Source organism: Citrobacter sp. Cpa228 (genome assembly GCF_030333085.1).
In the GTDB taxonomy this organism is placed as follows: domain Bacteria; phylum Pseudomonadota; class Gammaproteobacteria; order Enterobacterales; family Enterobacteriaceae; genus Citrobacter; species Citrobacter pasteurii.
Window position 1 is genome coordinate 1 of record NZ_JAOWGQ010000043.1, and the last position, 24,990, is coordinate 24,990.

The window sequence follows — 24,990 nt, forward strand, 5'->3', positions numbered from 1 at the left end:
AAGGTTTTGGAGAAACTTCGCCACGTCAGGTATATCCGCGCCGTTTTGGCCTTTCTGCATCGCACCGGTAATACGTGCATCATCACCAGCCGCAACGGTATTGGCAGTTGTGCCTGTGTTTTTCGTCGAGCTGTCACCCAGTTGCAGATTCTGGCGGGCCAGTGCCGGATTAGGTAAATCGGCGAGATTGCGATCTTTTGCCAGCCGCGCGCCCGCGTTATCCATCGCAATTTTTACGGCTTTCGGGGTTGCTGCCTGTGTCTCGCTGTCATCCGTCACACTGTTGTTAAGCTGCGTAAAACCTTTAGCTGTAGTGGTTGCATCGGGATGGTTGCGCGACTGTTCGTGGGTGCGCATGAGTCCGTCAGCGTAACTCTTCACTTCAATAATTTTATTATCAACATACTGGCGAGTTGCCAGCACGACAGCCGGATCAATCTTCAGTGTTACCGCTTCGGTACTGCTGACGATCAGGATCACACGGATGGCCTGAACGCGTCCGCTGCCTTCCTGCAACTGCGGTTTGTAGGTCTCCGCACAGTTGGCAACCGCAATCATATCGCCGTCTTTATCAAACAGACCGATTTCACGGATCCACCACCCGCCCACGTCTTCCGGTATAACCTGTTCCGCAATTATCTGACTGGCATTTGCCGGGTCGACGGTCAGCATATTCAGCGGTGCGCGTCGTATTTCATGTATCAGCGCGGTCTGTGCAGGATCAGGAGTTGGTAACACGCCATTGCCATCGCCTACGGCCATCTGAGTGATCTCAACCTTCGTTCCCAGAGCCGTAGCTTTTGCCAGTTTTGCAGCCCCGATATTGGTTAACAGGGCAAGATATTTAGTCGCCAAATGCTACCTCCACGGTATCAATCAAATGGACTGCCGCGCCGGTGTAGCCGCCACCGCTCACGGATATAGTTTCTGGAAAATAGGGATAAACGGTTAGCGTATCGCCCATGTAACAACCTGCTCCTGCTGTGATGATGCCCTGTGTCTGCAATGACAGGGTGAGACCTGTCAGGTGACGGCTTCTGGGTTTTGCATCATCAATCAGGCGCTCAAGTTCGCGGTAGGTTTCCTCTGTGATCCCCTGTTCCTGAATGCCGATTTCAAGCCTGAAGGTGCCCGGCTCTTCGTTGCTCTGCCACCACTCGATCACCCGCAGTAAAAAACCAAAAGGCTCAACGACGCGCTTCAGCGCTGAAATCGTGCCTTTGTGGCGATGAACGAGCCAGGCGGCTTTAATCACCTGCCGTTTTGTCTGTTCTGACCAGCCTTTGTCCCAGCGGTCAACTGACAGCGCCCAGGCAAGATAGGGAAGCAGGTCAACGGGGCATTCGTCCGGGTTCCACAGTTTGCGAAGGTCAACCGGAATACGGTCAAGCCGTGTGGTGACTTTCTCAACATACCGCATGAAGCGGCTGGCGGAAGGCGGGAGCAGGCTGTTATTCATCTGTTCCCCCTACCGTGATAGTGAATGACTCGCACCGCGCAGCCTGCGTGTCGTCAATAACGATATCGCTGACAGGCTCCGGTAACTCCACGCGCTGAACGCCCTGCACATGCAGTGCCGCCATAATGGCGGAGCGGGCAACGTCACGACCTATCTTGCCCTGCTGGCTTATCCACGACCGTAACGCATCCTCTGCGGCGGTGCGGATGGGTTCAGACTCCGGCCCCGGATAGAGATACAGGACGGCGTTGATGTGATAATTCACGATTTCTGCCGCCTGAACCGTCAGGCGATCTGCGACCGGCCTTTTGTCGTCAGCAGACAGTGCTTTATTGACGGTTGCCAGTAACGCCGGGTCTGGCGTTCCGTCTCCCTCTGTGGAAAGCACTGAAACCACGACCACGGCAGGTGACGGACTGGTTGCTTTGGCGTCAGCCACCTTACCGCTGGCGCTTTTGGCAAAATACTCATATGCGCCGGTTGGTCCCGCGACACTCAGCCCTTCGAACGCACTTTGAATACGCAACCGGAATGCAGCATCGCTTTCATAGACGGCTTCAGTGGTATCTGTGGCTTCCTTCGTGACCAGACGCTGGGTGTTATTGTTAGCCCCCAGATTGTCCAGGTCGCTGAAGGTGGAATGACTCAGCATGCACGCCGCCGCCCCGTCATTTACGCGCTGCATCAGCATCATTTCCCGGTAGGCGAATACCTGGGCAATGGCGTTCAGCGGTTCAGATTCCAGCTCAAGCGCAGCGGCAACAGCGGCCTGCTGTTCCTGCGGAAATGCTGCAATCATGTCCGCTTTGACCTCAACAAGGATCTCTTCGAAGTCCAGCACTTTAATGATCTGCGGCTTCGGAAGCTGCGATAAGTCAACGCTCGCCATGGCTGCTCTCCCGTAGCGTCATTGCGACGCTGGCTGGTTGCATACTCCGGGTGATAATGCCGGAGAGTTCTGCCACGGCTCGTCCGTCATTTGACCAGCGGATATCAATGGTGTTGAGCGCAATTCGGGTTTCCCAGCGTGCCAGCGCGATAACGGCGGCACTCATGCACTGAAGACGAGTGGCATCATTCTGCGGCTCATCAATCAGATCAGGCACCAGACTGCCGTAATCACGTCGCATCACCCGGCTGGCAAGCGGCGTGGTCAGTATGTCCTTCACTGAATTCCACAGCTGATCGGTATCGTTCAGGGTGCCGGTGCCGTTGGGATTCATCCCTGTGTAAGTCGCCGTCATCTTGTGCCCTCCGTCCAGTTATCGCCTCTTTGCACGCCACCGTGACCGTGGTCGTCGACCTGCACGCCGTTAGAGGTCATTTTCCCGCCGCTATGTTCAATATCACCTTGCATCTTGCCGCCTTTCGTAACTTCAAACGTGGCGGTTTTCAGATGCTTTGTGCATTCCACAACGGGCGTATCCAGTGTGACGCCAACAGCCGCCTGAATCTTCGCGGTCTTCATGCCGGTGGCTTCCAGCGCGCTGGCGTCGGCGTCGTAGCGGACAACTGCACCGTCTGGTGCCATTATCACGATTTCTTTCAGGCTGCTGCCCGGTGCCGGGTGATCATTGCTGTACAGGCTCCCCAGAATAATGGCGGTCTCCGGGTTGCCGCCGATGCAGGCAATGGAGACCTGCTCCCCAACGGAAGGTGGGACCCAGATGTTGAATGCCCCCGCCCGTGGGGTGTTCCAGCGCAGCCAGCCCGTTTCCAGATTTCCGCTACGCACGCGGACACGCCATTTTTTTTCATCAACGGCAAAAATTACGCCGGTGCGAATGATGTTTTCCAGCAGACGTATCAGTTCGGCGTTCATCGTGCGGCACTTCCCAGGCTGTTAATGGTGGCGTTGTAAATCAGACGTTCATCCACCGCAGACAGGCCCAGCAGTTCACGAACAGGGTATTTAGTCACAACACCCGGCCCGACCTGATCGCGCTGTCCGTACTGGTGCACGCGGGCAATACGCGCAGCCACACCGTCATAACCCACGGTCACGCCCTGCGCATCAGGGCGCATCTTCATAAACCGCAGTGTACGCAGGCGCTCAAACATCGGCGCTTTACGTGCCGTGTCGCGGCGCAGCGAGCGCGTGTTAATCTCCAGATAACGATCAATATCGCTGCGGTAAAACGTCCGAATGTCATTACGGTCGGTGTCAAATCCTGTGATGGTGCGCCCGTATTTGCCCCGCCCACCGTGCCAGTTTTTCAGCGTCCGGACTTCGTTATTCCAGACAAACTTAATGCCCTGCTGGGAACGAATGATCCGGCGCTTGCGTTGTGGGTAAGCGGCTCCGTCCGGGCCTTTTTGCGCGCGGATACGCTGCTGTTGGCTGCGGCGGATTTCCTGCCCGATGAGACGGGCCGAGCGAGTCCGCCCGGACGCAGAGATACCCGCAAGGATATCGCTGAATACCTTATCCAGTTCACGAAAGCGATCGTCGCTCATACGGCTGTCTCCCAGTTCACGTCTTCAAACACGGCGTGCCAGTCCCCGCCAGCTGATGGAATACGGGGTTTTGGTTCTGGCAGGTGTTTCGCGTGGACGGTTCCGTCTTCATCGCGGCTGACTTTCACGCGCTCCCGAACCGGGATTTCATAGAGAATATCGGCGCTGTCGTCGTCATTGATGGCGACTGAAAACTTAACATCTTTGTTATTCTCCGGGTTAAGCAGCAGGTCTGGCTGGTTGTGCCAGAGCCACGCCATCAGCGGTAAGGTGAAGTCGTCGATATCGCCCGGAAAATCCATGGCGAAAAACACCAGGTTATAGCGATAGGCAAAAGAAGGTGTTTCGCCGGTTGTCTCAATACCGCCGCTTTCCACAAATACCGTGAACTTCTCCGGGTTGGCTTTACACCAGCGGCTGGCGTGGACCATCGCTTCACGCAGTGAGTTAATTTTCAGCATGGCGGCACCTTTTTAATGTGCGAAGCGCTCAATCACGCCCGCAATGATCAGAAGATAAATAAGCGTCCAGAATGGATGCTCAGCAATAAAATCAAATAACGTCACTGTCTGGCTCCTGTGTTCTCAGTCAGTCGTTTAAGGCGGCGAATATCGAGTTCACTAATCGCAGCCTTATCGGCATTACAGCTATCCAGCGCATCGCGAAGGCGATCACTCCAGTTGGCTATTCCGCCCCAGGTGACGGGGCTTGCCAGTTCCGGCTGCGGCGTCGCGGCTGTCAGGCTTTCCGGCACCGGCTCGTGCACTATCTGTACCCGTGGTACTGGCGGGGCGGTTTTGCAGGCTGTTACTGACAGCAACAGGCACCACAGTGTTAGCGCACGTATCGTTTTTCGTTGCTTCGCGCATCTGCTCACGTCTGATTTCCCCTTGTGCATTTCGTTGCTGTTCATCTGCCTGCCGTTGCGCCAGCAGAACAGTGACGTCTGCTTTTATTGCCCGCAGTTCACCCATGATTTCGCCGGTACTTTTCAGTTCACGGGAAAGCTCATCATTACGAACCGAATCTTTTCCGCGCTGGTTTGTCTGCCAGAGCAAACCTCCCGTAACCAGCGCCAGCAGCAGGTAAAGTTTGATTGTCTGATTCATCGCTGTGCCTCAACATCACGCAGGCACCAGGCCTTAAAATCGGTGCGGCGGTTGAGTAATCCCTGCACACGCTTCCCGCTGCTGTTAACAAAATCGGTCAGCCGGTCGCACACAGGAGCCCACTGGTGCGCCTGTGCCAGTTTCCAGATGGTGGTGCGCTGGCGTGTTCCATTTCTGTCTTTGAACCACATCAGGCCAGAACAGCCCAGGTTATAGGCCGCGTCCGTCATGGACTCAAACACAGACTGTGGCATGCCCGCACCGTTAAAATTCTGGTTAATGCAGTTTTCTGCATGACGCAGGTCATTAACCCAGCGCTTCGCCACTTCGCTTTCGCTGTACAGTCGGTTCTGCACATTACCCGTGGAGCCACAGCCAACCGTTGCCACTCCCGCAATGTCACGGTATGGGGTGGCGCGGCAGTCTTCCCATGTGGCAATTTTTACCTGTGCTTCTTCGGATGTACGCAGGGCTTCCGGAGCCAGTGAGATCCCCAGCGCCACAATGACGGCGACGGCATAGCGCTTAACGGGCAGATTCATCGCCATGCCCGTCATGCTGTAACAGGTCCAGCGCCCGGCGTTCCGCTTCGTGCAGATTCCTGACTTCAGACTGACTGAGGATTTGTGCAATCAGATCGTTACGGCGCTTTTGCGCCCGTTCAATCCTGCCACGGTGCAGCCAGGCGCGGGCCAGCGAAAGCGCGCCTAACAGCAGCCCTGCCATCGCGATTTTTTCGCTGATAGTCATTACGCCGATACCGGTGACCACCACTGACATAAAAAAAGTGATGTGGTCGTGTATCCGCTGGAATATATTCAGCCCCATAGCTGTACCATCTCCCGTTGTTTCTTTTGCCCCTGATCCGGTAGTTCCACCTCCTGACCAGGATTAAGGAATAACTGTCCACTCAGCCCTGGATTGGCTGCGATCACTTTCTCCGTCATCCCCTGCGTGGTGCCGTAATGACGCCAGCACAGTAAATCCACGGTATCGCCCTGTAGTGCCTTCACTTTCATCAGCAAAGCTCCGCCCAGATACGTTGAGCACCGCGAATATCGGCAATAGCCCAGCGAACATCGCGCCAGAGGTCTTCCGCCTGCGTGTCCAGCGCATCGGTTTTCCGGTCGCTCTTGTTGGTCGTGTCCACGTCGCGGGCGTTCTCAAGGATAAGGGCGCGCGTGGCGGCATAGACCGCACGGCGGTAGCGGTGAATATTGATGCTCTCGCCGTTTATTTTTCGCGGCGGTATTTCAGGTTCACCATTCGGTTTAATGGTCGGGGCGTCCGCCAGCGTGCTGTAACCTTCTGCCAGTTGTTGCTGCTGCCACTCCTGAAGCTCATCGGTAACATGTGCGACGGCTTCGGTGGTGACATGCATAAGCCGTGAAGTGGTTGTCCTGCCCGGAATACGGCTGGCAAGGCGCAGTTCCCGAAGCACAATGTCAGGCCAGAACGCTCCGGCAGTGACTTTCTCTTCACCGTCATCAATATCGGTGGTGTCGTTTTCTGCCGGTTCTACTCTGGGTTTTGCCACCATGCTCATAGGGTGCTCTCCGGAAAAATCAGGCGGTGGGCGACCGGTAAAAAGAACACGGAGAGGGTTCAGATCGCCGGTCGCGCCGCCTGTCGACGGGGGTCGAAGTCGTTAATTATTTTTTCGTGCTCTTGCGGGCGGCACTGGCCTTCCCGGTGGTTGTTTTGCGCGGCGCTCTGCTGGCTTTAGTCTTCGCAGGCTCTTTCTTTTCTGCAGCAGCGTCACTTTCGGTGGTAGTGGCCACATCACTACCAGCATCCTGAACCTTTTTCAGTGCGCGGGTTAATGCGGCGATCTCACGCTTAACACCGGCGTTCGGGTTGAGGTGCATCGCCTGGCGAAGCAGCTTCAGCGCAGCGCCCTGCGTCTCCGGGTCAGTGGAGGTGCGACGGGCGAAGGCGCAGGCTTTACAAAGTTTGGCAAGCACCTCATCAGGCATGTCACGGTTCGCGACCATCTCCCATAGCGTATCCAGCGGGGTGATGAAGCCGGATAAATCTGCGTCCGGGTCGGTGCCTGCCAGCGTCAGGATCGGATTGCTGATCTCTTCTGTCAGTACCGTCGCGGCATCACGCCCGAAATTGTCCGGCAGGCTGAGGTTATGGCGTATTACGTACTCACCGATACGCAGGCCAAGCGTCAGATCGCCACAGTCGACCGCCCATACCATCAGGGTGGTGATCACTTCGTCCTGGCGACCGCTGTCGCCTTCAAGCGTGCCGTCAATCCATCCGGCAAAATCGGGCAGAAGTTCTTTTTTAACGTCCGCTTTTGCTGCCCTGGACTGGATCCCGCTTAACCGTGACTGCGCAAGGCGAAGGCGGTACAGGATCTGCTCGTGTGCAGTACGCTCGCCCAGGGTTTCTTCACCGTTGTTGAGCCCTGTACGCTGCGCCATGACGTTCTGAAAATGTTTCTGTGCCGGTGTCAGCATCAGTTATGTCCTCCGTTATGACGGGCGCATTGCCTGCGCCCGTGCCGTCAGTTACGCACCGCCACCTTCAGCAGGGGCATCGGCAAACTTAATACCCTGAATCAGCGCACTTTTGCCGTAGTCCTCCACCACGTAGGCATCGTTCATCGACTGGTAGGTTGCGATACGGTTGTATTCCGGCTCTTCCTTCATCAGGCGGCGCAGAGACCCCTTCTGGAAGTAGATCGACAGGTTGCTGAAGGAGGTGATCAGCATGGCGTCTTTCGGGAAGAATGGCGCAAGGTACACCGGCAGACCGCCAATAAAGCGCGAGGAGATAATCAACTGCCCGGCCATCAGTTCCGTATTTGGGTTGGTGGTGCTCATCGCGTTAATCAACGGCAGACGCAGGGTGTTGAACAAATCACGCCCCATCAGCACCACCAGATCCGGCGCGTCTTTGTGCCATTCATCCAGCAGAGAAGAACGGACGTCCTGCACCAGTGCATCCGGATTACCATACTGTCCCTTTGCTGTGACTTTGTTATCCATGTCGCGTGTGGAAATGGTCACATCTGACATGACACGGGCCGCTGCATGCTTACGAATTTGTTCCATCCATCCGGTGTTCACATCCTGAAGCAGCGGGTTAGCGGCGAAATCGGAGATCAACGCATGCGAGGTGCCGTTAAAACCGATCATGATGCGGTCAAGCGCAATCTGTCGGGCAATTTGCTGGCTGACGCGGGCCTGAAAATCAGCGTGAGCGCTCCAGGCATCAAGCTGTGAATAGCTGATGAAAGTATCGTAGTTGACCTGTTCACAGCGGTAGCGACGTGCAGCCAGTTCGTGAGGACTCACCGGGTTACGGCGCTTTACCCCGTCGCTGCTGGAGTTGGTGCGGGCAATTGGCCCGGTGGTATCAACCAGGACTTTATCGCCTTCCTGATCGTCAACGCCGATAACGTTAATTTTTTGCGTCAGTTCGGTGCTTTCTTTGGCGGCATTTTCCAGCCTCTGCTGCACGGACGGATCCACCGAATAGCGTTTAGTCAGGTTGCTGACGGTCACGCCGCTCAGTTGCGCCTGACGCTGCATGTACAGCTCAAGCTGCGTGCGGGTATTCCCGGAAAGTACGATTGTCATTAGTCTGTCTCTCTTCGTTAAATCAGTAATCAACCAGCTGTGCGCCATTACCACCGGTGGCAGCAAAGCGGGACGCCTGGTTACTGTCCTGGGTCTGCAACTGTTCCCGCAGGGTGGTTAATTCACTGCTGAGTTTTTCAACCTTCTGGCTGGCTTCGCTGTTCTTCTGTTCCAGTGAATTGAAACGATCGAGAAGGTCAGAATGAGACTGCGCCACATTTTCAACGGCCTCACGCACCTGGCTGAACTGCTCGCTGTCGGATTTGCGGCCTTTGCCGATGAGGTCCATCACGCGGCTGAGCCACTGCTTACCTTCTTCAGTGCGCTGCTGCGTCAGTTCGATAACCTCCGCCTCCATCGCTTCGGTAAACATCGGTGGCTCGGTTTGCTGGTTATTGAACGCCATGACCTGTGCGCGTTGCTGAGCGGCAAATTTCAGACGGTCAGTGCCAAGGCTGGCCGGGGTGTCCGTCATGGCGAGCCCGACAACATAGGCGTTGCCGTTCAGCGCAAACTGCGGGTGTAGTTCAATGCTGGAATACACCTTTTTGCCTTCATCGGTGAGCTGCTTCATACGTGCCGAAGGCTCGATCTCCGCATAAAGTGCGGTGCGGCCTTTCAACGGGCCATCGGTAATATCTTCGGCGCTGAGTCCGGTAACGTCCCCCATTGCGCTGAAGTCGCTGTTAGGAAGCATTGACAGGTAGTGCTCCACGTTCACACGCGCAGCGTAAACGCTCGGGTCATAACTTTCTGCTGCCGCTTTCAGGTGTTCGCCGCTGATTTCGCGACCGTCAACGGTGGCGCCAGAAACGGCGACGCGAAACTTTTTGCGGGCTGGTTTTGCGGTGCTCGCCATGCTGATTGTCCTGTTACTGGTTGGTTTATGGTCATGATGACAGAGCGTAAGTTGCTGTCTCAACGTGCTTTTGTTGTCGCTGAAGGCACAGAACTGAAAGAGGGCGAAAGCGGGATCGCGCGCGCGGTAATCTTCCCGGCATACAAGGGGAGAAGAGATGATTCAGGACGCTTTTGTACGGCTACGCGCAAAACAACTCTACTGGCAGGGCTACCCGCCAGCGGAGATCTCGCGCCTGATGGGTATCAGCCAGAACACAATTTATTCGTGGAAGAAACGCGACGAATGGGACGAAACGCCCGCTATCCAGCGTGTCACGCAATCCATGGATGCTCGTCTTATCCAGCTGACGGACAAGAACGAGAAGACCGGGGGCGACTTCAAGGAGATTGACCTGCTGACCCGGCAACTGAAAAAGCTGAATGACGGCCAGCCAGCAGAAGCGGCTGGCGGTAAAAAAACGCGCAAACGCAAGCTGAAAAACCATTTTACCAATGAGCAGATCACGGCACTGCGGGAAAAAATCCTCGACTCCCTCTCCTGGCATCAGCGCGGATGGTATGAGCAGCGCCACCACCGTAACCGTATGATCCTGAAGTCGCGCCAGATTGGTGCCACCTGGTATTTTGCCCGCGAAGCGCTGCTTGATGCGCTGCGTGATGATGTGAAATACCCGTATCAGCGCAACCAGATATTTTTGTCGGCGTCCCGGCGTCAGGCGCACCAGTTCAGGGGATTTATCCAGAAGGTGGCGGAAGAAGTGGACGTTGAGCTGAAGGGGGGCGACAAGATTGTGTTGTCCAACGGCGCAGAGCTGCACTTTCTCGGTACATCAGCAGCAACCGCGCAGTCATACACAGGCAACCTGAAATTCGATGAATTCTTTTGGGTCAGCAATTTCACCAACCTGCGCAAAGTGGCGGGGGCGATGGCGACACTGAAAGGACTGACGCGAACCTACTTTTCCACACCATCAGGCGAAACGCACGAGGCTTACCCGTTCTGGACGGGCGATCGCTGGAACGAAAAGCGCGCCAAATCGAAGCGGCAGGGGTTTGATGTGACCTGGAAGACGCTCAACAGCGGCCTGTTGTGTCCGGATAAAACCTGGCGACAGATTGTTACCCTGAAAGACGTTATAGAACACGGCTGGGAGTATACCGACCTTGAAGAGATACAGGACGAGAACAGCGACGATGAATTCCAGAACCTGTACATGTGCGAATTCGTCCGGGATGGTGAGTCGGCGTTCAACCTTAACGCGCTGATCGGTTGTGGGGCTGATGGTTACGACGAGTGGCCTGACTGGAAACCTTTCGCCAGCAGACCAATGGGACAGCGTGCTGTCTGGATTGGCTATGACGCCAACGGCAGCAGTGGTAAGGGTGACAGCGGCGGGGTATCCGTCACAGTGCCACCTCTGGTGCCTGGTGGTAAGTTCCGCACGATAGAAACCATCCAGGTACAGGGGCTGGAGTTCGAAGAGCAGGCGAAGGTTATCGAAAACCTGACTTTTAAATATAACGTTCAGCACATTGGCATTGACGTGACCGGTGGTAACGGTGAAGCCGTCTACCAGATAGTGAAAAAGTTCTTCCCCATGGCGGTGCCGTACACCTTTAACCTGGCGTCAAAGCGCGCCCTGGTGTTGAAAATGCTCCATATCATTCGCGCCGGTCGCTGGGAATACGATCGCAGTGAGCGGGCACTTGTGACGGCCTTCAATGCCGTGCGAAAAGTTAAGACACCTGGCGGGTTTATCACCTATGACACTGACCGATCCCGCGGCATCAGCCATGGCGATCTTGCCTGGGCGACGATGCTCGCCATTATCAACGAACCGCTGGGACAGGAAAAAGACGGCAGCGGTGGATTCGCGATGGAGTTCTGATGAAAAAGAGTAAAAAGAGTTACAACCGCCAGCCAGCCACATCGCGCGACCTGTCTGACGCACTGAGAAGCGCCCCGTCGCTGAGTGCCTTCAGCTTTGATGGCCCTTACCGGGCGGAGAGTTATGATCTGCTGGATAACATGTACTGCGCCGATAATGGCCGGTACTTTGAAACGCCGGTTGACTGGTACGGACTGGCGCGCGCATCGCGCAAAACGTCATGGCATCAGTCCGCGCTGTACTTTAAACGCAACGTGTTGCTCGGCTGTTTTATCCCCCACAAATTGTTATCGCGTCAGGCGTTCTCCGGGTTTGCCCTTGACTGGTTTGTTTTCGGTAACACCTATCTTGAGCTGCGCACTAACCGACTCGGCGGACCGCTGGAGCTGCGTCATGCACTGGCGAAATATACGCGCAGGGGTACAGACCTTGATACTTACTGGTATGTGCAGGAAGGGAAGGAAGAGTACACCTTCCGGCGTGGTGATGTGTGTCACATCATGAATCCTGATATCAATCAGGAAATCTACGGCATGCCGGAGTATATCGGTGGGATGTTGTCTGCCAGCCTGGCGCACTCTGCCGATACTTTCCGCAAGTTGTACTATGACAACGGCTCTCATGCGGGCTGTATCATCTACATCAGTTCGGCGCAGGCCAACGACAAGAGTGTTGAGGTGGTAAAGAAAACGCTGTCAGAGTCCAGAGGTAAGGGCGCTTTCAAGAATATCCTGCTGCATGCACCTGGCGGCGGCAAAGATGGTGTGCAGATCCTGCCGTTCCAGCAGATCACCGCGAAAGATGAATTCATGAACGTCAAGGCATCTTCCCGCGACGATATCCTTGCCGCTCACCGGGTGCCACCACAGTTGATGGGAGCAATGCCGGGTGAGAAGGGATCGTTTGGCGACGTGGAGAAAGCTGCACGTGTCTATGCGATTAACGAGCTTATGCCGGTGATGGAAGCCATGAAGCACGTCAACGACTGGATGGGTGAAGAGGTGATCCGGTTTAACCCTTACGCACTGCTGGATCAGAACTAACCCGCAATACCCCACCATAAACCACCGCCAGCGCTGACTGTTCCGGGCAGCGCATGGCGAACTGCCTGACACATCATCAAATACTTTCAATATCCCTGCTGCTCTTCCCCCTCGGGAGCAGCGTACTGACGCCTGAACACCGCTCAATACATCGGTCACATCAGATCCGCCTCAGCGCCACGCTGGCGGGCGTTTTCCCACGCCATCAAAACGCAACAGCGCATGACGAAACGACACGCCAAGAAGCGATTACGACGCTAATCAGCGTATCTGGAGGGGATCCCCTTCCTGCCCCTGTTGCGGGGGCTGTTCCCCCGTCACCTGCGCGCGACAAACGCCCCTTTTTTTGTGCAGGCACGGATCCCGGCTCAGACCGCGCCAGCACAGGCCGGAAAGGGCATAAATTGATTCAAAAAAATTGTGCAAAATTGTGCGCTATTGTGCAAACAAAAAAGCGCCATGAGAGGCGCTTTTATTTTGTATTCATTCTTAAGCAGTGGGCTGCGGTACAGGAGATTCTTTTACATCTGGCAGTGGTTCAGAGAACTGCTCAAAATCACCATATGTGTCTTCATCAAAAAGCGAAACAGCTTCAATTTGATCGATTGGAATCACATGTCGAAAATGTTGTAAGTTCAAAGGAGTGGAATCAAAGGTAATGCCTTTTGCTAAATAGAGATCGTAGTAACGATGCTGTTCTCTATATCGCAAAGAATCCTTATCCCTGTAACCGCTAATGAACGGAATGATTTCAAGGTGTGCGCTACTGTGAAACTCAACACGTGGGGCAGCTACATACCCGATGTACACTTTTCTTGATTTAAGTGTCACAAAGATCAGCATTTCGGTATCAATTGCCTGCACCAATAGACTTTCCAGCGAATCCTTTGATGCCATTTCCCTGTATGCTTTTTGCCTGGCATCTTCATTTTCCATCACCTTACGTGCATCTTTTCCTTCCGAGTAAGCAATAAGGCAGGCAAAAAGCATTGAGGTGACGGCAAAAAGTGGTAACCCCATAACCTTTGCATCAACTAACCACTCAAGAAAATGCCATTCTAATGGCTTGTCCCTGAATAGATTGATCACAAACGGAATGATACCCAGCAGCCAGGCGACCATGTATACCGCAAGAACCAAAAGGAACCCCTGGGCAACAAAACGACACCCATGCATTGCAACATAAAAGTAAGAAGACCAACCGTTTGTCCTGGCATGGTGAATACGCGATTGGTAGTGATTCTCGGTGTACCAAAAACCACACACGAGAATCACTGTGATAATCAATGGAGCCATCAAGCAACATCCTTGTTTGCACGATTATGTAATTTGCGAAGATGTTTCATTTTCCTGATGATATCAGCCTGAACATCAGGGTTCTCAGTGTTCAACGTAGCATTGCCATTCGCATCGACAGTAAGGCGGTATCTGTCTGTTTGCTCAAGATGGGTGTCAACATGAGCCGCCACTGCGTCTGTATACTGACGAAGTACCTTTCCAAATATGCCTTTACGCATAACCCCTCCTTCTCATGGCTACTGATTAACTCTTTTCACATGTTACCTATACTATAGACAACCATATAGATGAAAAAGTGCAACATTATCCGCATTTATCCACTATCGGAACATAGAGCACTTCTACACAACAAAAAACACCTCTTACGAGGTGTTTTTATAACATGCAGAACTCACTTCTTGATCGGGTTTTGTTTAACCGGATCAGTTATTGCTTGCCTGATATTCTTTATATGCCTTCGCATGCTCCTCTTTATTTTTAGCTACCCAATGCACTACATCTTTGCGCGATTGAGTACCAGATGGGAGGAGTTCGCGTATAGACCATTCGATACGCTGTTTTGTTTCGATTGACATCGTACTGCTATCGGAAAAACCTTCATTCAAGAGATAGAGCATTTCATAGCCTTCATAACGGCTAAAGCGCTCGCCATCCGATTTCTTTTTTTTAGGGTCATCACCCTGTTGTTTAGCTTTCCAGTTGTAATCGTCGTATAAAAGATCGTCTTTCGTGATATCGGGCATAACGCCTCCATTAGCTGTGTATTGTCTAGTCCTTTGTACATAAAAAACCAATAATCAGACAATTACAATCACCGAGTTTAAGTAGGTGTTACTGACATCACGCCGCCGCGATGAAAAATGGCGGGAATGCAAGGTCGACTAAAAACATGATGAAAATCCCGCAAATTACCCCATTAACGACAGGATCTCATTTGGCTTTCTTTCCCAATCGACTCCAAATGTTTAATTTTCTCCTTTAATTTCAGTTTGTTATTTCTTCTTAACTGCTTTCTTCCAGCGCACGACAAGGTCACATACCGCCACGTATTCAGACGTCGGTTTATCTTTCTCACCGGCACGCCATGCCTTCACTTCCTGCAACCGGCCATTACTCATGGCAATCAGTCCGCCACCGTGGCGAACGCGGGCACCGCCAGCAATCGAACGCACAACGTCATCACTGACGAAAATTCTGCAACTACGCAGCTGCGCGCCAATGCTGGCTATGGTTTCCTGGCTGACTCCGTTTCGTTTCGCAGCTTCTCTTTGCTGTTCCTGCCGCAGTGCCGCTTCGGCTTTTTTCTTCTGGTATTCCGCAACTGCAGCGGCATAGTTATCCGCGCGCCGCTCCGCCTCGGTCCGCAGCTGTTCTCGCCAACGCCGTTCTGCCTCGTCCGGTGTCAGGCTCATATCTTTCGCAGCTGCCACTTTTGGCCCCCACGTCAACGCAGTTTCATCATCAACAGACGTGCGCAGACCGCGCGCGGTACGCTCGAAGGCTTGATCTGAGCTTTCGCGGCCAAAGTTTTTCAGTCTGCTGGTGATTTCCTGCCGTTGCTGGCGTGAATATCGGCGCAAATCTTCGATATTCAGCGGAAGTTCTGTCATCTGACTGTCCGGGTGATCAATACCGGCATGCATCGTCGGTTTTGACGGTGTGGTACCAGCTGGCACCGCCACTTTTAACGGTGGTTTTTCGTCCGTTCCGGAGCGCCCCGTACAGTTATTGACAGAACTCCGAGGGGCCGCTGCGCGGCCTTCTAAGGTCAAAATCTCGACCGGCGACGGCTTACGCTTCGGCACAATCTTGTAATCGGTGGTGCGGGTGAAAATGACTGATTCGCTGCCCGTATAAGGGCAATAAACGCCAGTAATTTTGGCGACCGTGTCACCATAATCATTGCCGTTTTCGGTGAATTCATAGTTAAGCCGAACGCGCAGGCAATCGCGCGCGACAAATGGCCCGCCCTGAGCGTTGGTGTATCCCGGCCAGTCTGGCGCATCGGCTGCTGCCCGTGCCGCTTCCAGTTCCGGATGTAATACCAGCTCGCGGCTACCTAACCGGCGCAATTCGCGCCAGGTGGTAACGGGAGCGCCGCCAATCTGCTGAAACTGGCGGATGTTCCAGCGTGAAGCCCAGGCGCGTACACGCTTTGCCATCTCCCTGACCGGCTGGCCTGACTCAAGATCCACTTCACCATCCATGCCGTAGCCATCGATGTTTTTCGAGATGTATTTCGCGATATAGCCTGTTGCAGACCCAAATTGCTTGTCCATCGGCGTAACAGTAAAACGGTGCTCTGAAGCACCTTTCTCGTTACCGTCCTCTTTCATGGCGTGTTTGCGGAAAATAGCTGTTGCATACTCCACTTCCTCAGGACGGAGGAAAAGCAACAGATGCCAGTGAGGGGTTCCATCATGGTGAGGCTCTGCAACACGAAAACCAAACGTGCGAATACCTTCGCGGCTCCATTTGGCTCTGACGCGCGCCCAGACTTTGCAAAGGTATTTCTGCGTCTGACGCGGGCTGGCGTGCTGGTACTTATCGTTTCGTCTGCCAGACTGGACATGTGTTGAGTGGTAACGCGACGGCGCTGTCAGCGTGTAGAACATGCCAACCAGCCCCATTTCATTCGCCATATCCTCAAACCCGCGCATGCGCACCATCAGCTCATGACGCGCGATCTTCGGGTTGGAAACACTACCCATCACCTTATCCAGTAATGAGCTGCGCTCGCCGGTGTCCTGATCTTCCAGTTCCATCGCCTGAAGGAATTCGAAGTTCGCTTTTTTCTGCGCAACCCATTCCCTGAAGCATGGATCAGAGCAATATGGTGAAGCCACTTTGCTGACATAGCCGGTCGCGATCATAAGATGTTCGCGCCAGCAGTCATGGATACGGCGGATTTTGTTAAGCCACCATTTTTCGGAATGAAGTCTGCCAGCGGCACGCAGCGCCTCATCGGCGTCCAGCTCTTCATCGCAATAACGCGCCCATCCAGGGATGGCAATATTGAGCGTCGCCGCCTTGCTCGCTACAGCCCCGTATGAGTAAATCGACGAAAACTCGAGATCGGATGTTTGTTCGTACTGAAAATCAAACTCGCGCATAAACTCGCTTTTCATCAGATTCGCAAGCTTATACGCCAGTCTTTTCAGGCGTTTTTTGTCTGCCCATGGCAACAGGTGGAAGTCATCGCGCAGTGGGAGAAGGATCGCTGGGAGTGTACTTTGTGGAAGATATTGCGCATTAACCGCATCAACACGGCGTAACACATGGCGCTCAAACGTACCAAACAGCCAGCGCACAACGTCTTTTGGCTTGTTGCGTTCGAGGTTTTCAAGGTGCTGCGAGAAGCGCTTACGGATAAACGCCGGGAGCGTCTGCACCCGGCGGCGGAGGTAGTTAGCGCGGCCATTGCGATCAAATGCTTCACGCGCATCGCCCTCGCGCGGGCGCATAGGAGCACGGTAGACAGCATCAACCAGATCACCATAGGCGAGCGCCTTGCGTTCGCCTTTTGGAGTGATGTATTCGATCGCTGACTCTTCAACCAGGGATGGATTAACTGCTTGCCTTTTGGCGTTCCATTCCCATGTCAGTGGGATGGAATCGCTCATTTAGATACCAGCTCACGGGAAACACAGTCAGCAGCCGTAAGGCGGTAATTATAAATCCGCCATGCTGCATGCTCAGTTATGTCGAATTTTTCTGCGATCTCGGCAAACGTCAGTCTCGCTCCATGTTCGTCATCCCGTAATTCCCTGATTAGCTGTACATCAGCATCTGAAATACGAGTGCTGTGATGCGCATCCCCACATTTAAAAAAACTGATCTTCATACGCAGTGCTTTTTGGATCACATCTCCACGCTTCCGGTGAAGAGACTCAGCCACCTGTTCAACCGTCATTGTTTTACAGTTCTGCCGTATGAAATGTTCTTCTTCCAAAGTGAATGGTCGCTGCTTTGCCAGGAGACCTGGATTGCTCTTCCTGAGTGTTGTAATACGACGCTCAACACCACCAAGAGGCCTTCCTATCTGGCGTGCAACTTCAGCCGCACTAAATTCCGCATATAGCAAAATAAGCATTTGGTCTTCTTCCGGAGTCCATGCCCGAACATGCTTTGGTGCTTTTCCTGGTGTTCCTCTTCGTTTCAGATGCATCGCGCGGCCCCTAAATTGTCACGGTGGCGCCTGGCTTAACCTGCCTGGCGTCTTTTTCGGTATCACGGATAATGGTCGTGCTGCTGTACCTGCCCCAACTCAACACCTCCACCTCCACGATCCAGAAATGGCGATATGGGCGAACGTCGAGCACGCGAGTGATCACTGCATCAACTGTGTTCATCGGGTGGCAACCTCCCGAATCTCTTCGATTGAATCAAGCAGCAGTCGACGGCGGGTACGTTCGGCAAAGTGACGTTTGCCAGTGTCTTTCCGGTAGCACTCTGTTTTACCGACTACCCACATGGATTCCGTCTGGTGCAACTTCTTGCGCTGCGGGCCATCTTTGGTAATAACGATGCCCGTATGAGTCTTTTTGATGGTCATCAGAAAGGCTCCTGCGTTTCACAGCCCTTGGCAGGGTCGAAGCCTAAAAACATCTCGCCGTAAGTTGCATTCCCCATTACCGGTCCACAATCCGGGCAGCGGCCACCGCCAGCACTATCGCAGCCATCACACACGCGAAGAACGCCAATAACCTCGCCAGCCATATCGCGGCTTTTGGCGCTTACAGAGCGGCGGACACTCAGGGAGTGAAGGTTGAAGGCGGAATAAATTTCGCGAGTTTCAGGCGTGTCGCTGTTGGATATCACCGCGCGATGACCATACTGGTGATTAACATTGAGCAGGGCTGCAACCAGGGCGCGATGATCATCCAGGGTAAACGGCTTGCCGTAGGTGGTGAAACTGGCTGTTTTGCTGGCCGGTATGTATGGGGGGTCGCAATAAATAACTGCGTCATGCGCCAGCCGCATAGTGCCAGGGATTGAATCGCGAAAGTCGCCATGATAGAAAAGCGCTTTTGTGTCATTGGCCTTTTCAGCAAACAAACGCATTTCATTTTCAGGGAAGTAAGGCTCGGCATATTTTCCAAAGGGCGAGTTAAATTCCCCCTTCAGATTTTCGCGATAAAGACCGTTGTACGTATGGCGATTCAGGTACAAAAAATACGCAGCATGAAGCAACGCAGCATCCGGATCTAAGTCCGCTTTTTGGGTCAGAGAATTGAATTCAGCTCGCCGCTTATAAAATTCCTCGGCATTATTCCCGCCGCTAAATATCCAGCGACAGGCAGAAATTGTGTCCTCTGGTCGGCCTGTTAGTTGACGGAAGAAGTTGATCAGATTCAGATTGCTATCGCAAAGCACATAGTGACGGTATTCCGTATTCATAAATACGGTTCCGCTACCAACGAATGGCTCAATCAGACAATCAGCTTTTGGCAAATGCTCCAGCAGTTGCGGCATAACGCGAGCTTTTCCACCCGCCCATTTCAGAGGTGACTTAATCATTTTCAACCTCACAACGATTCGAGGTGTGGGGAAGTCAGGCGCTGCCAGATCTCGCAAACCTGCTCGGCGCGATAAACAGCATCTGTCAGCATATAAGTCGCTGTAGAACGGCGCGGATGCGGGACATACCCGGTAACGCCAGCGATATGGATCAATGTTGATAGGTAACGAATGTCGAAAGACGGTAATGATGGACCAAGACCATGGCGGGAAAGAGCATACGCGAGCGTAGCAACGTCTGCTGAGTCTCCGGCTGACCAGCAAATGAGTTTTTCGTGTTTTGAGGCATTGTCTTTGATAAAACGACAGACGCCACTGACAGCATCAATCTCTCGACAGGTAGCATTGATAACCTCAGCACGTTGTTCGGCATCCCCCTTCATGAGCTGTAAAACCGTTTCAGGGTAAATACCGCCCACGGTTCTGATATCAATTGCACGGTAATATTGCGGGCCAATCTTCCCCGTTGATGGTTCGAAAAAAACGCACTCAATAGCGAACACTGGAGAATCAGGGGATTTCCCCAATACGCGAATATCTAACATGATGTTGTTCATAAGCTTTTATCCTCACTGATGATTAATTCGCGGTTGCTGATCCACCGCTCGACTGATAAATGAATTTCTTCCTGAGTGGCACTTTCCTTTTTCAGTTGGCTCATAAAAATACGCAGCAGACCAAGAAGGTGAGCACGTTCGCTTTTCCGTGCATTGGTGTTTATTTCCATAAAGTCCGGATCACTAATTCCGCTCTCCAGTTTTATTGACTTAACCGACATGGCAACCTCCTGAAAAAGGCAAAATGAAGCCCGACATAATGAATGCCTTTAATTTTCAAACCTGATTAGCTAGTGATTAGGACGTGGTTTCCGCTTAACCTGTTTAAATATCCTTTCATGCCAATAATAAAGAAAATCAATAAAGGTCATTCGAGCCCGCTCATGATTTCCGCGAATTGTTTTCTCCAGACCATAAATAATTAAATCAATTGATGGACTGTCAGGAGTTACAACAATGCGTGCGCCATTTTTTAAATTAACAGTAAAACCTTTCTCCGCGTTCTCCACCGCTTCGCGAATCAGCATTTCCCGTTCCCACGATGTTTTCTCTTCAGTAAACACGTAAGCCTCCTACCACTACAGTAGTTTTTTGAATGCTCTTACCAGAGTGATAAGCAAACCTTTGTTTATCTTTTTCGTATAAACAAAAGGCTTACTCATACCTTTAATAAAGCGTACCTTGTTCGGTTCTGGTTTAAAGAACCGTCCGTCTGGGCACTCGATCCAACCGCGAGTATTGCGGCAGTGCGTGACTTGGCAACCCTGCCTTAACAGGCTGGCAAGTGATGGAGCGTTATCGTTCATATCTTGTTCCTGCTACAGTTGTCTGCGGGACTTGCGTTCTACTTCTTCGCGTCTGGCTTTGAACTCAGAAACCTGCTTCTCTTTCTGTTGCTTGACATTATTGCAATGCCGTCTTATCAGAAACTGAATCAGATTTAAAATCAGCACTGCAAATATAAAGAGCACTGCGCCGATCATCATTTCCATCATCATTGCAGTCCTCATTTATAAGAAACTGCTGTTTTTTAACATACGGTCAATCGTGGCGCAGGCTTCTGCTAATGCGAAATCACGGCCATAGTAATTATCCGTTTCTGCCTTATCGTCACGCTTGTTTATCAAATAAGTCTGACGAGCGTTAAAAATATTACGTGGCGTTTTACGAATGGTGAAACCGCGATAAGCGAAAGTGTTTTTACTGACCTGTACAGCGCCGTGAATACTTCCGGCATGTGATCCGTGTTGTGAATACTGTTTTCGCATTACTAATTACTCCTTATGCGCGGTTTTGTAGGGTGGAACGGCTATTACGTTTCAACACATTGTGTTTGTTGCCAGTGGTGCGGCGATAAGTTGCTTTATCTCGCATCAGGCGGTCGATGTAGTGTTTTTCTTCCGGGGTAATTAGTGCGCGGCAGTGTGCTACAGCGTCCCAGTATTCTTGCAGCATGATGAAACGTTTTGGACGTTTTGAACCTGGCATACCCTCGCGGTGGACTGGCAGTTGTGCGCGATCCATCAGATTACGAACTGATTTGAGGGTTCTGCCTGTCAGGTAGGCGAATTCAACAGGTGTAACGAAAATCTGCTTTTGAAGTTCTTCAGTGTTCATGTCCCTGATGCCGTCAGCCTGCGAAGTAGTCATTTTGCAAGTGCGTGCAACGCGGGCTACATCTAATGGGAATTGCCGTAAATGTTGAGATCCCGCGTTTAATTCGATTTCTCGTGATTGTGTCATTTGTTAGACTCCAACGTTGAGGCATATTGAGGCTAATGTAGCCTCTTTGCCTAAAGGTGGTCATTGTGCTTAGTTAAGCACCAAATGACCGATATCGGGTAATATGACGAGATCAAAGCATTATGTCAATGACGCAAGGTGAGAAATTAAGCCTTATCAGAGAATCTGAACGCCTTACTAAACGCCAACTTACTGATTTAACGGGGTTGAGTTATTCAACTTATGGCGGGTATGAGCGCGACACGACCAAAATGACTCTTGAGTCAGCAATCAAGCTCTTTGGACATCCACGGTTCCATAAGTACCAGGAGTGGTTCATGTACGACCGTACGGACCCGAGCCGAGGCCAAATAGCACCGGCTCTCGCACACAATGGGCCAGACGAAATTCAGTCAGACCCCTCCGGGAAACAGATTGGTTAACTTTATATAAACATTACATTTTCACTATTTGTTACCAGGATAGTGATCTGACTGTTGGAGGGTTTTCTTATGTCCGTTAAGAAACTCGAAGATGGTCGCTATGAAGTGGATGTAAGGCCGCGCGGGCGCGACGGAAAGCGCATACGGCGGAAGTTTGATAGGAAAGCAGACGCACATGCTTTTGAGCGCAGCATCATTGCAAAGTATCAAAATCATGATTACCTGAACAGACCGGCTGATAAACGAAAACTAAGCGAGTTCATTGCTCTTTGGTGGCAGTTAATAGGGCGGAATAAGAACTATGCAAACCGCAGGCTTAGTGCTGTTAACTGCATTTGCCAGGATATGGGGGATCCCATGATTTACCAGATTGATGCTCGATGCCTTATCGACTACCGCGCATACAGACTGGAGCAGGGGATTAAGGCTTCAACGATAAATCATGACCTGTTTGCTCTTAGTGGCGTGTTTAAAGCTATGGCTGAAATTGATGAGTTTCACGGTGAGAATCCGGTAACAGCAATTTCAGCACTGAAAGAGCCTAAAACGGAAATGTCGTATTTCACTGAGTCGGAAGTAAACCGGTTGTTATCCCTGTGCTCTGGTGATTACTACCGTATTGCCGTTCTGCTACTTGCCACTGGTGCTCGGTGGGGTGAAGCCTACCAGCTTAAGGCTGAAAACATTGTCGGTAACAGGGTGATGTTTACGATCACTAAAAATGGAGATCGGAGAGTGGTTCCCATATCTGACGACATTGCAAAAATAGTGAAACATCGGGAGTCAGGAAGGTTGTTCCGCGTGAGCTATAAAACCTTTCGTCTGCGCATGAAGGAAGCAAAGCCCAATCTTCCAGATGGGCAAGCTGCGCACGCGCTACGTCATACGTTCGCTACGCACTTCATGATCAAGGGCGGAAATATTATCGCGTTACAACGTATTCTTGGTCATTCCGACATATCACAGACAATGACTTACGCTCACTTCGCGCCGGACTATTTATTGGACGCTGTGAGCTACAATCCCCTCAGTGGAATGTCCACATTATGTCCACACTCTGGAGGCAATGCAGGGGTTTTGAGGGTTAGTTGAGTCTGTAATATACTGAATTAGCGCAGTGCCTTGCGGTGCTGCGCAGTTTGAAAACCTCCCAGCAAGGGGAAGGTCAAGGGCGTTTTTAGAAAAGATGAAAAAAGGGGGCGAAGGGGGAAAAAACGGGAACGTCAGAGCGCTCCCGGTCTGTTATTGATTGAGGACGATAAGCGGCGTTCGATGCTCCGGTTCATTTATGACCGTGAGATCGGCACCATACAGCGCGTTCAGCGCCCGTTGCTTCAGGACATCCTGTGGATACCCGTTATCAACAATCCTGCCGCGCTCCATCAATACCACGCGGTCGGCATAACGCGCCGCGAGGTTGAGATCGTGCAGGACGCAGCAGACGCTAAACTGCCGTTCACGCACCAGACGACGCAGCAGACGAAAAAGGTGCTGCTGGTGGTGAATATCCAGGGCGGAGGTGGGTTCATCGAGAAACAACCATTTGGGCCGAGGCTCGGGCTCCCAAAGCTGAACCAGCAGACGTGCCAGCTGTACCCTCTGTTGTTCTCCTCCCGACAGATGCCGATAATCGCGCGCGGCCAACGCCTGGCAATCACACAACGCCATGATGTGTTCCGTTTCATCGCCGGTGTTGCACGTACGATACGGATGCCTGCCCATGCGAATGACCTCCTGCACGCTAAACGGGAAGGCCATATGACTGTTCTGGCGCATCACCGCACGGGTTTTTGCCAGCTCGGTGATTGACCACTCGTCCAGCGGCTTGCCGAATAAGCTACAGCGCCCACTGTGAGGTTGCAGATAACCCGTGAGCTGGCGTAGCAGCGTCGATTTCCCTGCGCCATTCGGGCCAAGGATCGCGATGATCTCTCCTTGGGGTAGCGTCAGGGAAACATCGTCGGTCAGTCGTCTCCCCTGAATGTGGTAGATCAGATTTTCTGCGGCGATCATGACACCCTCCGGCTACGCAGGATTAACCACAGAAAATACGGTCCTCCGATCAGGCTGGTTAACAGGCCAACGGGCATTTCGGCAGGCTGCACCAGAGTGCGGGCCAGCGTATCGGCAATCAGGAGTAGACAGGCGCCCGCCAGCGTAGAACAGGGAATCAACCAGCGATGATCGGCGCCGGTAGTCATTCTGATCAGATGCGGGATCACCAGGCCAATAAAGCCAATTACGCCGCTGACGGCAACGGCAGCGCCAACCAGTAGCGAGCTGAGTAACAGTAATTTCTGACGCTTACGTTTGACGTTTACGCCGAGGTAATGCGCCTCTTCATCGCCCAGTTGCAGCAAATTAAGGGTTCCCGCCATACAAACGGTGACAGCAATGGCTGGAAGAACAAACGTGCTGGCGACCAGCAGCGTTGGCCACTGGGCCTGGCCGAGATTGCCCATCATCCACAGCGTAAGTTGACGTAGCTGCTGCTCGTCGCCCACATAGCTCAGTACGCCAATAGCCGAACCGCACAGAGCATTGATAGCGATACCGGCTAACAGCAGTTGCATCATCCCGCCGTGGTGATGACGCTGGCTTATCAAGAAAATAATCGTGCAGACCACCATGCTGCCCGCGACGGCAAAAATCATCTGCTCATACAGCACCAGCACCACGGGGAACGAAAAGGGGATAACGATCGCGATGCCGACCATCAGCGCGGAGCCGCTACTGACGCCAAGCAGGCCAGGATCGGCCATCGGATTACGAAAAAGCCCCTGCATGATGACCCCTGCCGTCGCCAGCGCCGCACCGACCAGTACGGCCAGCAATACGCGGGGCAGGCGGATGTTCAACCAGATATCACGGTATTCGTCGTTGAACAGCGCGCTGAAGCTAATGTTCAGCGCCCCCTGGCTGGCTCCGAAGAGCATCAGAGCGACCAACAACAGAGAAAGACCCGTCAGAATGCTGACGGAAGAAAGCGAGTCCTTAAGCACGCAACGCTCCATAACGTCTTTGCGGCGCGAAGT

The 24,990-nt window shown here is 52.7% G+C and carries 36 protein-coding genes; 4 read left to right on the forward strand and 32 right to left on the reverse strand.

Going from position 1 to position 24,990, the window contains the following annotated elements:
- The 16 genes from OGX91_RS09270 to OGX91_RS09340 form a co-directional block, all read right to left on the reverse strand.
- Window positions 1-855: phage tail protein (locus OGX91_RS09270; protein ID WP_286626052.1), on the reverse strand; the 855-nt coding region annotated here is incomplete at its 3' end.
- Window positions 845-1,459, reverse strand: coding sequence for a phage tail protein I (locus OGX91_RS09275; protein ID WP_286626054.1), 615 nt, complete (start codon window positions 1,457-1,459; stop codon window positions 845-847). The genes OGX91_RS09270 and OGX91_RS09275, both read right to left, overlap by 11 nt.
- Complete coding sequence (locus tag OGX91_RS09280; protein ID WP_286626055.1) at window positions 1,452-2,348, reverse strand: baseplate assembly protein; 897 nt, start codon at window positions 2,346-2,348, stop codon at window positions 1,452-1,454. The genes OGX91_RS09275 and OGX91_RS09280 overlap by 8 nt, the downstream gene beginning before the upstream one ends.
- A complete protein-coding gene (locus tag OGX91_RS09285; RefSeq protein WP_286626057.1) occupies window positions 2,335-2,703 on the reverse strand; it encodes a GPW/gp25 family protein in 369 nt (122 codons plus the stop codon). The genes OGX91_RS09280 and OGX91_RS09285 overlap by 14 nt, the downstream gene beginning before the upstream one ends.
- Window positions 2,700-3,281, reverse strand: a complete 582-nt coding sequence (locus OGX91_RS09290; RefSeq protein ID WP_286626058.1) for a phage baseplate assembly protein V — start codon at window positions 3,279-3,281, stop codon at window positions 2,700-2,702. The genes OGX91_RS09285 and OGX91_RS09290 overlap by 4 nt, the downstream gene beginning before the upstream one ends.
- Complete coding sequence (locus OGX91_RS09295) at window positions 3,278-3,916, reverse strand: phage virion morphogenesis protein (RefSeq protein WP_286626059.1); 639 nt, start codon at window positions 3,914-3,916, stop codon at window positions 3,278-3,280. Before OGX91_RS09295 ends, OGX91_RS09290 begins: the two co-directional genes overlap by 4 nt.
- Complete coding sequence (locus OGX91_RS09300; protein ID WP_286626060.1) at window positions 3,913-4,377, reverse strand: phage tail protein; 465 nt, start codon at window positions 4,375-4,377, stop codon at window positions 3,913-3,915. Before OGX91_RS09300 ends, OGX91_RS09295 begins: the two co-directional genes overlap by 4 nt.
- A gap of 101 nt (window positions 4,378-4,478) precedes the next feature.
- Window positions 4,479-4,682: an Rz1-like lysis system protein LysC gene (gene lysC, locus OGX91_RS24205; RefSeq protein ID WP_432418875.1), complete on the reverse strand. Its 204-nt coding sequence runs from the start codon at window positions 4,680-4,682 to the stop codon at window positions 4,479-4,481.
- Complete coding sequence (locus OGX91_RS09305) at window positions 4,588-5,025, reverse strand: DUF2570 domain-containing protein (RefSeq protein ID WP_286626061.1); 438 nt, start codon at window positions 5,023-5,025, stop codon at window positions 4,588-4,590. Before OGX91_RS09305 ends, lysC begins: the two co-directional genes overlap by 95 nt.
- The gene (locus OGX91_RS09310; protein ID WP_286626268.1) at window positions 5,022-5,567 is read right to left on the reverse strand and encodes a lysozyme; all 546 of its coding nucleotides are present in this window, start codon (window positions 5,565-5,567) and stop codon (window positions 5,022-5,024) included. Before OGX91_RS09310 ends, OGX91_RS09305 begins: the two co-directional genes overlap by 4 nt.
- Complete coding sequence (locus OGX91_RS09315) at window positions 5,551-5,853, reverse strand: phage tail protein (protein ID WP_286626062.1); 303 nt, start codon at window positions 5,851-5,853, stop codon at window positions 5,551-5,553. Before OGX91_RS09315 ends, OGX91_RS09310 begins: the two co-directional genes overlap by 17 nt.
- Entirely contained in the window at window positions 5,844-6,044 is a 201-nt protein-coding gene (locus OGX91_RS09320; protein WP_003835851.1) for a tail protein X, read from the reverse strand. Before OGX91_RS09320 ends, OGX91_RS09315 begins: the two co-directional genes overlap by 10 nt.
- A complete protein-coding gene (locus OGX91_RS09325; RefSeq protein ID WP_286626064.1) occupies window positions 6,044-6,571 on the reverse strand; it encodes a head completion/stabilization protein in 528 nt (175 codons plus the stop codon). The genes OGX91_RS09320 and OGX91_RS09325 overlap by 1 nt, the downstream gene beginning before the upstream one ends.
- A 106-nt stretch (window positions 6,572-6,677) precedes the next feature.
- A complete protein-coding gene (gene gpM, locus OGX91_RS09330) occupies window positions 6,678-7,496 on the reverse strand; it encodes a phage terminase small subunit (RefSeq protein WP_286626066.1) in 819 nt (272 codons plus the stop codon).
- 51 nt (window positions 7,497-7,547) lie between these two features.
- Window positions 7,548-8,621 (reverse strand): phage major capsid protein, P2 family, encoded by a 1,074-nt coding sequence (locus OGX91_RS09335; protein ID WP_199953266.1) that lies wholly within the window; start codon window positions 8,619-8,621, stop codon window positions 7,548-7,550.
- A gap of 22 nt (window positions 8,622-8,643) precedes the next feature.
- On the reverse strand, window positions 8,644-9,480 hold the full coding sequence (locus tag OGX91_RS09340; protein WP_286626068.1) for a GPO family capsid scaffolding protein: 837 nt from the start codon (window positions 9,478-9,480) through the stop codon (window positions 8,644-8,646).
- Between the two features lie 157 nt (window positions 9,481-9,637).
- Here OGX91_RS09340 and OGX91_RS09345 point away from each other — a divergent pair, with 157 nt between their 5' ends.
- Both OGX91_RS09345 and OGX91_RS09350 read left to right on the forward strand, forming a co-directional pair.
- Window positions 9,638-11,371 carry a terminase large subunit domain-containing protein gene (locus tag OGX91_RS09345; RefSeq protein ID WP_286626069.1) on the forward strand — a complete coding sequence of 578 codons (1,734 nt, stop codon included), beginning with the start codon at window positions 9,638-9,640 and terminating at the stop codon, window positions 11,369-11,371.
- On the forward strand, window positions 11,371-12,414 hold the full coding sequence (locus OGX91_RS09350; RefSeq protein WP_286626070.1) for a phage portal protein: 1,044 nt from the start codon (window positions 11,371-11,373) through the stop codon (window positions 12,412-12,414). Before OGX91_RS09345 ends, OGX91_RS09350 begins: the two co-directional genes overlap by 1 nt.
- Window positions 12,415-12,903: 489 nt before the next feature.
- Here the strand turns inward: OGX91_RS09350 and OGX91_RS09355 are convergent, their stop codons facing one another.
- The 14 genes from OGX91_RS09355 to OGX91_RS09420 form a co-directional block, all read right to left on the reverse strand.
- Window positions 12,904-13,710 (reverse strand): hypothetical protein, encoded by an 807-nt coding sequence (locus tag OGX91_RS09355; protein WP_199953263.1) that lies wholly within the window; start codon window positions 13,708-13,710, stop codon window positions 12,904-12,906.
- A complete protein-coding gene (locus OGX91_RS09360; protein ID WP_199953262.1) occupies window positions 13,710-13,931 on the reverse strand; it encodes a hypothetical protein in 222 nt (73 codons plus the stop codon). The genes OGX91_RS09355 and OGX91_RS09360 overlap by 1 nt, the downstream gene beginning before the upstream one ends.
- Before the next feature lie 204 nt (window positions 13,932-14,135).
- Entirely contained in the window at window positions 14,136-14,456 is a 321-nt protein-coding gene (locus tag OGX91_RS09365; RefSeq protein ID WP_199953261.1) for a hypothetical protein, read from the reverse strand.
- 249 nt (window positions 14,457-14,705) lie between these two features.
- Window positions 14,706-17,336, reverse strand: coding sequence for a replication endonuclease (locus OGX91_RS09370; protein ID WP_286626073.1), 2,631 nt, complete (start codon window positions 17,334-17,336; stop codon window positions 14,706-14,708).
- On the reverse strand, window positions 17,333-17,881 hold the full coding sequence (locus tag OGX91_RS09375) for an AsnC family protein (protein ID WP_271454247.1): 549 nt from the start codon (window positions 17,879-17,881) through the stop codon (window positions 17,333-17,335). The genes OGX91_RS09370 and OGX91_RS09375 overlap by 4 nt, the downstream gene beginning before the upstream one ends.
- 10 nt (window positions 17,882-17,891) lie before the next feature.
- Window positions 17,892-18,065, reverse strand: coding sequence for a hypothetical protein (locus OGX91_RS09380; RefSeq protein ID WP_271454248.1), 174 nt, complete (start codon window positions 18,063-18,065; stop codon window positions 17,892-17,894).
- Window positions 18,062-18,268 (reverse strand): hypothetical protein, encoded by a 207-nt coding sequence (locus OGX91_RS09385; RefSeq protein WP_003835835.1) that lies wholly within the window; start codon window positions 18,266-18,268, stop codon window positions 18,062-18,064. The genes OGX91_RS09380 and OGX91_RS09385 overlap by 4 nt, the downstream gene beginning before the upstream one ends.
- Entirely contained in the window at window positions 18,268-19,233 is a 966-nt protein-coding gene (locus OGX91_RS09390; protein WP_271457150.1) for a DNA adenine methylase, read from the reverse strand. Before OGX91_RS09390 ends, OGX91_RS09385 begins: the two co-directional genes overlap by 1 nt.
- Window positions 19,234-19,241: 8 nt before the next feature.
- Entirely contained in the window at window positions 19,242-19,790 is a 549-nt protein-coding gene (locus tag OGX91_RS09395) for a 3'-5' exonuclease (protein WP_124021242.1), read from the reverse strand.
- Complete coding sequence (locus OGX91_RS09400) at window positions 19,787-20,011, reverse strand: hypothetical protein (RefSeq protein WP_124021243.1); 225 nt, start codon at window positions 20,009-20,011, stop codon at window positions 19,787-19,789. The genes OGX91_RS09395 and OGX91_RS09400 overlap by 4 nt, the downstream gene beginning before the upstream one ends.
- A 69-nt stretch (window positions 20,012-20,080) precedes the next feature.
- Entirely contained in the window at window positions 20,081-20,353 is a 273-nt protein-coding gene (locus OGX91_RS09405; protein ID WP_101743133.1) for a hypothetical protein, read from the reverse strand.
- Between the two features lie 15 nt (window positions 20,354-20,368).
- Window positions 20,369-20,596, reverse strand: coding sequence for a phage filamentation protein Fil family protein (locus tag OGX91_RS09410; protein ID WP_124021244.1), 228 nt, complete (start codon window positions 20,594-20,596; stop codon window positions 20,369-20,371).
- 204 nt (window positions 20,597-20,800) lie between these two features.
- Complete coding sequence (locus tag OGX91_RS09415) at window positions 20,801-21,058, reverse strand: DUF4761 family protein (RefSeq protein ID WP_124021246.1); 258 nt, start codon at window positions 21,056-21,058, stop codon at window positions 20,801-20,803.
- Between the two features lie 13 nt (window positions 21,059-21,071).
- Complete coding sequence (locus OGX91_RS09420; RefSeq protein WP_003835821.1) at window positions 21,072-21,407, reverse strand: hypothetical protein; 336 nt, start codon at window positions 21,405-21,407, stop codon at window positions 21,072-21,074.
- Between the two features lie 248 nt (window positions 21,408-21,655).
- On the opposite strand from OGX91_RS09420, the gene OGX91_RS09425 reads away from it, so the two are divergent.
- Entirely contained in the window at window positions 21,656-21,955 is a 300-nt protein-coding gene (locus OGX91_RS09425; RefSeq protein ID WP_124021247.1) for a helix-turn-helix transcriptional regulator, read from the forward strand.
- 69 nt (window positions 21,956-22,024) lie between these two features.
- A complete protein-coding gene (locus tag OGX91_RS09430) occupies window positions 22,025-23,047 on the forward strand; it encodes a phage integrase (protein WP_003835817.1) in 1,023 nt (340 codons plus the stop codon).
- Window positions 23,048-23,197: 150 nt separating this feature from the next.
- Here the strand turns inward: OGX91_RS09430 and OGX91_RS09435 are convergent, their stop codons facing one another.
- Both OGX91_RS09435 and OGX91_RS09440 read right to left on the reverse strand, forming a co-directional pair.
- Window positions 23,198-23,968, reverse strand: a complete 771-nt coding sequence (locus OGX91_RS09435) for a heme ABC transporter ATP-binding protein (protein ID WP_286626089.1) — start codon at window positions 23,966-23,968, stop codon at window positions 23,198-23,200.
- Window positions 23,965-24,957, reverse strand: coding sequence for a FecCD family ABC transporter permease (locus OGX91_RS09440; RefSeq protein WP_223196014.1), 993 nt, complete (start codon window positions 24,955-24,957; stop codon window positions 23,965-23,967). The genes OGX91_RS09435 and OGX91_RS09440 overlap by 4 nt, the downstream gene beginning before the upstream one ends.
- Window positions 24,958-24,990 lie beyond the last annotated feature (33 nt).

What these genes read in the sequence shown, in the direction of transcription:
- OGX91_RS09345 (WP_286626069.1), top strand. Translation starts at nt 9,638, where the DNA reads ATGATTCAGGACGCTTTTGTACGGCTACGCGCAAAACAACTCTACTGG.
- OGX91_RS09420 (WP_003835821.1), bottom strand. Translation starts at nt 21,407, where the DNA reads ATGAACACTGAAGAACTTCAAAAGCAGATTTTCGTTACACCTGTTGAA.
- OGX91_RS09340 (WP_286626068.1), bottom strand. Translation starts at nt 9,480, where the DNA reads ATGGCGAGCACCGCAAAACCAGCCCGCAAAAAGTTTCGCGTCGCCGTT.
- OGX91_RS09350 (WP_286626070.1), top strand. Translation starts at nt 11,371, where the DNA reads ATGAAAAAGAGTAAAAAGAGTTACAACCGCCAGCCAGCCACATCGCGC.
- OGX91_RS09395 (WP_124021242.1), bottom strand. Translation starts at nt 19,790, where the DNA reads ATGAACAACATCATGTTAGATATTCGCGTATTGGGGAAATCCCCTGAT.
- OGX91_RS09365 (WP_199953261.1), bottom strand. Translation starts at nt 14,456, where the DNA reads ATGCCCGATATCACGAAAGACGATCTTTTATACGACGATTACAACTGG.
- OGX91_RS09275 (WP_286626054.1), bottom strand. Translation starts at nt 1,459, where the DNA reads ATGAATAACAGCCTGCTCCCGCCTTCCGCCAGCCGCTTCATGCGGTAT.
- OGX91_RS09360 (WP_199953262.1), bottom strand. Translation starts at nt 13,931, where the DNA reads ATGCGTAAAGGCATATTTGGAAAGGTACTTCGTCAGTATACAGACGCA.
- OGX91_RS09305 (WP_286626061.1), bottom strand. Translation starts at nt 5,025, where the DNA reads ATGAATCAGACAATCAAACTTTACCTGCTGCTGGCGCTGGTTACGGGA.
- OGX91_RS09355 (WP_199953263.1), bottom strand. Translation starts at nt 13,710, where the DNA reads ATGGCTCCATTGATTATCACAGTGATTCTCGTGTGTGGTTTTTGGTAC.
- OGX91_RS09415 (WP_124021246.1), bottom strand. Translation starts at nt 21,058, where the DNA reads ATGCGAAAACAGTATTCACAACACGGATCACATGCCGGAAGTATTCAC.
- OGX91_RS09290 (WP_286626058.1), bottom strand. Translation starts at nt 3,281, where the DNA reads ATGAACGCCGAACTGATACGTCTGCTGGAAAACATCATTCGCACCGGC.
- OGX91_RS09380 (WP_271454248.1), bottom strand. Translation starts at nt 18,065, where the DNA reads ATGAACACAGTTGATGCAGTGATCACTCGCGTGCTCGACGTTCGCCCA.
- OGX91_RS09370 (WP_286626073.1), bottom strand. Translation starts at nt 17,336, where the DNA reads ATGAGCGATTCCATCCCACTGACATGGGAATGGAACGCCAAAAGGCAA.
- OGX91_RS09430 (WP_003835817.1), top strand. Translation starts at nt 22,025, where the DNA reads ATGTCCGTTAAGAAACTCGAAGATGGTCGCTATGAAGTGGATGTAAGG.
- OGX91_RS09300 (WP_286626060.1), bottom strand. Translation starts at nt 4,377, where the DNA reads ATGCTGAAAATTAACTCACTGCGTGAAGCGATGGTCCACGCCAGCCGC.
- OGX91_RS09335 (WP_199953266.1), bottom strand. Translation starts at nt 8,621, where the DNA reads ATGACAATCGTACTTTCCGGGAATACCCGCACGCAGCTTGAGCTGTAC.
- OGX91_RS09375 (WP_271454247.1), bottom strand. Translation starts at nt 17,881, where the DNA reads ATGCATCTGAAACGAAGAGGAACACCAGGAAAAGCACCAAAGCATGTT.
- OGX91_RS09285 (WP_286626057.1), bottom strand. Translation starts at nt 2,703, where the DNA reads ATGACGGCGACTTACACAGGGATGAATCCCAACGGCACCGGCACCCTG.
- OGX91_RS09280 (WP_286626055.1), bottom strand. Translation starts at nt 2,348, where the DNA reads ATGGCGAGCGTTGACTTATCGCAGCTTCCGAAGCCGCAGATCATTAAA.
- OGX91_RS09315 (WP_286626062.1), bottom strand. Translation starts at nt 5,853, where the DNA reads ATGGGGCTGAATATATTCCAGCGGATACACGACCACATCACTTTTTTT.
- OGX91_RS09295 (WP_286626059.1), bottom strand. Translation starts at nt 3,916, where the DNA reads ATGAGCGACGATCGCTTTCGTGAACTGGATAAGGTATTCAGCGATATC.
- OGX91_RS09410 (WP_124021244.1), bottom strand. Translation starts at nt 20,596, where the DNA reads ATGAACGATAACGCTCCATCACTTGCCAGCCTGTTAAGGCAGGGTTGC.
- OGX91_RS09385 (WP_003835835.1), bottom strand. Translation starts at nt 18,268, where the DNA reads ATGACCATCAAAAAGACTCATACGGGCATCGTTATTACCAAAGATGGC.
- OGX91_RS09320 (WP_003835851.1), bottom strand. Translation starts at nt 6,044, where the DNA reads ATGAAAGTGAAGGCACTACAGGGCGATACCGTGGATTTACTGTGCTGG.
- gpM (WP_286626066.1), bottom strand. Translation starts at nt 7,496, where the DNA reads ATGCTGACACCGGCACAGAAACATTTTCAGAACGTCATGGCGCAGCGT.
- OGX91_RS09325 (WP_286626064.1), bottom strand. Translation starts at nt 6,571, where the DNA reads ATGAGCATGGTGGCAAAACCCAGAGTAGAACCGGCAGAAAACGACACC.
- OGX91_RS09435 (WP_286626089.1), bottom strand. Translation starts at nt 23,968, where the DNA reads ATGATCGCCGCAGAAAATCTGATCTACCACATTCAGGGGAGACGACTG.
- OGX91_RS09400 (WP_124021243.1), bottom strand. Translation starts at nt 20,011, where the DNA reads ATGTCGGTTAAGTCAATAAAACTGGAGAGCGGAATTAGTGATCCGGAC.
- OGX91_RS09425 (WP_124021247.1), top strand. Translation starts at nt 21,656, where the DNA reads ATGTCAATGACGCAAGGTGAGAAATTAAGCCTTATCAGAGAATCTGAA.
- OGX91_RS09310 (WP_286626268.1), bottom strand. Translation starts at nt 5,567, where the DNA reads ATGAATCTGCCCGTTAAGCGCTATGCCGTCGCCGTCATTGTGGCGCTG.
- OGX91_RS09390 (WP_271457150.1), bottom strand. Translation starts at nt 19,233, where the DNA reads ATGATTAAGTCACCTCTGAAATGGGCGGGTGGAAAAGCTCGCGTTATG.